The 5,052-nt window shown below is 41.5% G+C and carries 2 protein-coding genes, 8 tRNA genes and 1 rRNA gene; 7 read left to right on the forward strand and 4 right to left on the reverse strand.

Annotation, left to right across the window (positions count from 1 at the left end; genetic code table 11):
* The first annotated feature begins 56 nt into the window (after nucleotides 1–56).
* The 7 genes from AB4513_RS24330 (at nucleotide 57) to AB4513_RS24360 (ending at nucleotide 2,835) form a co-directional block, all read left to right on the forward strand.
* Nucleotides 57–132 (forward strand) — tRNA-Asn (locus AB4513_RS24330).
* A 317-nt stretch (nucleotides 133–449) separates the two neighbouring features.
* A complete protein-coding gene (locus AB4513_RS24335) occupies nucleotides 450–2,075 on the forward strand; it encodes a methyl-accepting chemotaxis protein (protein WP_017101452.1) in 1,626 nt (541 codons plus the stop codon).
* 235 nt (nucleotides 2,076–2,310) lie between these two features.
* Nucleotides 2,311–2,386, forward strand: a tRNA-Phe gene (locus AB4513_RS24340).
* A 56-nt stretch (nucleotides 2,387–2,442) separates the two neighbouring features.
* Nucleotides 2,443–2,518 (forward strand) — tRNA-Thr (locus AB4513_RS24345).
* A gap of 24 nt (nucleotides 2,519–2,542) precedes the next feature.
* Nucleotides 2,543–2,618: transfer RNA gene (locus tag AB4513_RS24350), tRNA-Asn, on the forward strand.
* 36 nt (nucleotides 2,619–2,654) lie between these two features.
* Nucleotides 2,655–2,730, forward strand: a tRNA-Thr gene (locus AB4513_RS24355).
* A gap of 29 nt (nucleotides 2,731–2,759) precedes the next feature.
* Nucleotides 2,760–2,835, forward strand: a tRNA-Asn gene (locus tag AB4513_RS24360).
* Between the two features lie 276 nt (nucleotides 2,836–3,111).
* Here the strand turns inward: AB4513_RS24360 and AB4513_RS24365 are convergent.
* The 4 genes from AB4513_RS24365 to AB4513_RS24380 form a co-directional block, all read right to left on the reverse strand.
* The gene (locus tag AB4513_RS24365) at nucleotides 3,112–3,507 is read right to left on the reverse strand and encodes a DUF2391 family protein (protein ID WP_009847710.1); all 396 of its coding nucleotides are present in this window, start codon (nucleotides 3,505–3,507) and stop codon (nucleotides 3,112–3,114) included.
* A gap of 1,152 nt (nucleotides 3,508–4,659) precedes the next feature.
* Nucleotides 4,660–4,736 (reverse strand) — tRNA-Asp (locus AB4513_RS24370).
* 31 nt (nucleotides 4,737–4,767) lie between these two features.
* A 5S ribosomal RNA gene (rrf, locus tag AB4513_RS24375) occupies nucleotides 4,768–4,883 on the reverse strand.
* Between the two features lie 42 nt (nucleotides 4,884–4,925).
* A tRNA-Thr gene (locus AB4513_RS24380) sits at nucleotides 4,926–5,002 on the reverse strand.
* Nucleotides 5,003–5,052: the final 50 nt, after the last annotated feature.

The following is a 5,052-nucleotide window of genomic DNA, read 5'->3' on the forward strand; positions in this document are numbered from 1 at the left end:
TTATTTGGTACTTAACAAATGATGGTCTCTATAGACCTGATGTTGAGACAAGTAATTCCCCTTTAGTTCAGTTGGTAGAACGGCGGACTGTTAATCCGTATGTCGCAAGTTCAAGTCTTGCAAGGGGAGCCACATTCAAGAAAGCCAAGTCGAGAGACTTGGCTTTTTTTCGTTTGAATAAAAGTAACGCAATTCAATAACACATCAGTTCAACATTAAATCTTGATCTTCGAGTAAATAGACTACATTCGCCACCCTCAATAGAGTAATTGCTCTTACCTCTGTTTATTCATTTGACAGCGAAAAATGTTCTTTTGGGGACTTTTTTTTCTTCGTAAATTTAATCTTCATCATGTTTTGATACCTTTCTGATACCTGCACTACACGACTTAGCTTAAGATTCGTGAATGATACACCATACTTATTATTAGATCGCTGCACGGGGAAATATGAAATTAAAAACGCAAGCTTATTTATTATCAGGCATCATTTTGATTGCCTTGCTCGCACTTACGGCTACAGGTTTATGGACCTTAAGAGTTGCTAGCAACATAGACAACAAAGCTCGTGTGACGGAGCTATTTAAAAGTGCATACAGCATTCTTACTGAAGTCGAAAAAATGGCTATTGATGGCACTCTAGAAGAACAACAAGCCAAACAGCTTGCCACTCGCCTACTGCGCAACAATATCTATAAAGACAATGAATATGTATATGTTGCTGATGAAGATATGACTTTTGTCGCAACACCTTTAGATCCGCAACTACACGGAACCAGCTTTAATGATTTTAAAGATGGCGATGGAAATAGCGTTGGCCAACTTATTCAGCGAGCACTTGGCAATAGAACAGGACAAATAGTCGAGTACACCTGGACACAAAAACTCCCCGACGGAAGCATTGAGGAAAAACTGTCCATCGCAGAAAAAACACCTCATTGGGGTTGGGTTGTAGGTACAGGTATCGGCTTCAATGAAGTCAACGCAAGGTTTTGGTCAACAGCACAATGGCAACTGATTTTATGTTTGGCTATTGCTGGTGTCATTCTTTCAAGCTTGATTATCTCAATTAAACGTATGCTATCGCTACTTGGCGGTGAACCCAAAGACGTAAGAGAAGCAGTACAAGCTGTCGCAGAAGGAAAAATTCAAACATCGTTTGAGACTCAAGCTGAGCAAGGCAGTATCTATCACGCTGTACAACAAATGAGTCAATCACTGGCAGAGTTAGTATCAAACCTTAACTCTTCAATGCTAGCGTTAAGAGGCGAATTACAGCGCGTGGAAGATCGTGCAGGTTCTATCGCTCAACTTACTGAAACTCAGCAACAATCAACTGAAATGATCGCAACAGCAATGACTGAGATGGCGTCTTCAGCAAATAATGTTGCCGATTCAGCTGGCGATACAGCTCGTAACACCGACGAGGCAGACAAACAAAGCCAACATACTCAGCTCCTAATCCACAACACAGTAGATAACATTCAAGGCCTAGCAGGACAATTAGGTACAGCCAGTGAAGCTGTCGCTAACCTAGATAACGACGTAAACAATATTGTTAAGGTATTGGACGTTATAGGTGATATTGCAGAACAAACTAACCTATTAGCACTTAACGCTGCTATTGAGGCTGCGCGAGCGGGTGAACAAGGTCGTGGATTTGCAGTAGTGGCGGATGAGGTACGAAATCTTGCTGGTCGAACGCAATCGAGCACCAAAGAGATTCAGTTAATGATCAATAATCTTCAAGAAGGTTCCCGTAACGCCATTCAAACAATGAATGTGTGTGCGGCAACGAGTGAAAGTACTGTAGCAGAGTCTCAGAATGCCTCTGAAGCGCTACAACAGATTGTGATTGCATTAGAGTCTATATCATCAATGAGCCATCAAATCGCAACAGCAGCCGCTGAGCAGACTCAGGTAAGCGATGATATATCGAAGCGTATCAATATGATTGAAGAAAGTGGCAACCAACTGAGCGATGTCGTAACGGAAAGCCATAACAGTACTCAAACTTTAGCTTCCCTTTCTAACGAATTAGAGACTTGGGTAAATAGGTTTGAAGTAAAACACTAAACTCTCGAGAAAAACCTTTAATATAAAAGCACGTTTTCATACGTGCTTTTTTTATTTCAGCGCTCATTCAAAGCAGTTAACCGTAGTTTTGCCATCTTTTAAGGCATGCTAGACCTAGGTTTTTCTACCCAAACGAACAAAAACAACCCACTAAGTATAGAAAAACATCAAACAATACTTTTTTTGCAATTTAATGTTGACCCAGAACGCGAAAACACGTTTAATACACCTCGTCGCCCGGATAGCTCAGTCGGTAGAGCAGAGGATTGAAAATCCTCGTGTCGGTGGTTCGATTCCGCCTCCGGGCACCACAATTTATTTGTTGGTGTCCTTGACAACAACAGTAAAGCACAAAGAAATATCATGTGCCGACTTAGCTCAGTAGGTAGAGCAACTGACTTGTAATCAGTAGGTCACCAGTTCGACTCCGGTAGTCGGCACCATTTCTTTAAAGCTTTAAGAATAATTCCCCTTTAGTTCAGTTGGTAGAACGGCGGACTGTTAATCCGTATGTCGCAAGTTCAAGTCTTGCAAGGGGAGCCAAGTTAATCATTAAGCGTAAGCTTCTTGATACATGATGCCGACTTAGCTCAGTAGGTAGAGCAACTGACTTGTAATCAGTAGGTCACCAGTTCGATTCCGGTAGTCGGCACCATTCTCTTGATTAGAGATAAAACAATCAATTCCCCTTTAGTTCAGTTGGTAGAACGGCGGACTGTTAATCCGTATGTCGCAAGTTCAAGTCTTGCAAGGGGAGCCAATTAAAGAAAGCCGCATCATTGATGCGGCTTTTTTGCATCTAAAGATCCTAGCGTACCTCCATCCCCCTCACCTTTCTAATCGCTCATTCAGTACAGAAACTCTCAGTCTTAATTTTCTTGTAAAACAATTAGGCTTTACTCTTTTGATTTAGCTTTAATCGCCCAACGACATGTCGAAACCTTTCTAGCGAGCTTGCTACTTGTGTTATCTAAGAGTGAACCAACTAAGCGCCAGAATGGCTCTGTTGATGACTTAACCTGGGTGATATACAGTTTCACTCTTTATCGAAACTATCCACTATAATAGCCCCCATAGACGCGGGCATTGATATAACAATGACACGTTTAAACGAGACTATTGGATCGCTTAATAGAGGCAACTTATCCAAACATGTCAGGACCAAAGCAACTACCAACGCCGTCATAGCATAAGCAATAACAATTCTGAAAATAAACACCGGCATGCGCGCAACAACATTTTTTTGAAAGACACTTTCATAAGTATAAAAGCCTAAGAACACAGCTGATAATAAAAATAGCAGCAACAGATTAGCAGTAGGCAAAGTCTCCCCTAACTTCCAGGCTTCTTCGGAAAAAGAAATCGGTACAGCCAAAGCAAAAGATCCTACAAAGATCTGACTGGCATCTTCAAAGTTAAAGCTTAATTTCATAGTTCGCCCCATTAGCTTTTAAGGCTTTATCTATTTGTTAAAATAATCACTAAAATATCACCCGATGATCTTTTTTTGAGTCTATTCTTACCAAGTGAACGATAACGCCCTTCTAGCTTAATATTAGTCGCAATAGCCAAAACATAGCTTGAATTAACCAGCAAGAAATCAATATGTTCAGAGTAAAGTGGTCAACATAACTAATTCATATCGAGTCAACAAACACATCAGAGTAGAAAAGAGACCGGTAAACATCTCCTAAGATACCTGAACCTAGAGCCAGAGAGTCTCGATCTGATTGGATAATAAATATCACTGCACGAATACGAGAAATTCTCTATTTCTTAGCATATGTATCCCACCGGCACCAATTTGGGCCCTTAATCTAGCGACTTTCTCCTTCAACCTGAAATATAGTCCAATTCCCCTTTGAGATACTTTTCAAACAGGGTGCTCAATACAATTAAGAGTGGTTTAAGCTTAATGAATAACAAGAGGATGAAGTCACCTCATTAAGGGCTATAGCGCTCTTAGCAGAAACATCCATGATCGATTCCTAATTACACATCAGAAGTACCCTCTAGATTCACAGAGAAAAACAGAAGTCAGGTATCGTAGACGAAGGGCTGTTAACTAATACTAAAGTGCACTCGCTTGATAAAGCAAACATCTGCGAACGCAGGGCACATAGGATGAGTTGTAAGCCTTATATAACTTCGATATTGAATGGATACAGCTGAGTCAGAACAGTCTCATTAACCTGACTTACAACGTCGCATAGCTCGAGTATTTGAGTGCTAAGCTTAAAGCTATATGCGTTTGTGAAACACATGCTCGTTTCAAATAACAACTGGTGTAGAAAATACAAATAAAAAGACTCTAATCGTAGAGTTAGACTTTCTAATAAATAACAGAATAATGGGACACGTTAACTAGGCGTCATGGGTTACGCGCAAACCTTGTGTAAAAGTCATTCAATGGAAGGGCGAACACTATAATTTAGATGCAAAAAGCCCCGCGATTTCTAGCGAGACTTCTTATAAATGGTGGAGTGCTTGGGGTCGCAGGCGACCGGGACTCGTTGCTCGAAGACAAAATTATCGTATCCAGAAACGACGAAAGCCTAGTCATAAGACTAGGCTTTCTAATAAGTGGCGGAGTGGACGGGACTCGAACCCGCGACCCCCGGCGTGACAGGCCGGTATTCTAACCAACTGAACTACCACTCCGCAGTGTCTATTCAGCATAATGCAATTTAAAGCCTGGCGATGTCCTACTCTCACATGGGGAAGCCCCACACTACCATCGGCGCTATTGTGTTTCACTTCTGAGTTCGGCATGGAATCAGGTGGGTCCACAATGCTATGGTCGCCAAGCAAATTCTGTTGTTAACTCGATAAATCGAATCAACTAAATAGTGGTGCTGATACCCAGACTCGAACTGGGGACCTCACCCTTACCAAGGGTGCGCTCTACCGGGCTGAGCTATATCAGCAGTTCTAGAACCGTTTAAAAACGACTCTAAAAATTTAAAGCCTGGCGATG

This window comes from Vibrio sp. 10N.222.54.E6, from assembly GCF_041473955.1.
Taxonomy (GTDB): domain Bacteria; phylum Pseudomonadota; class Gammaproteobacteria; order Enterobacterales; family Vibrionaceae; genus Vibrio; species Vibrio tasmaniensis_A.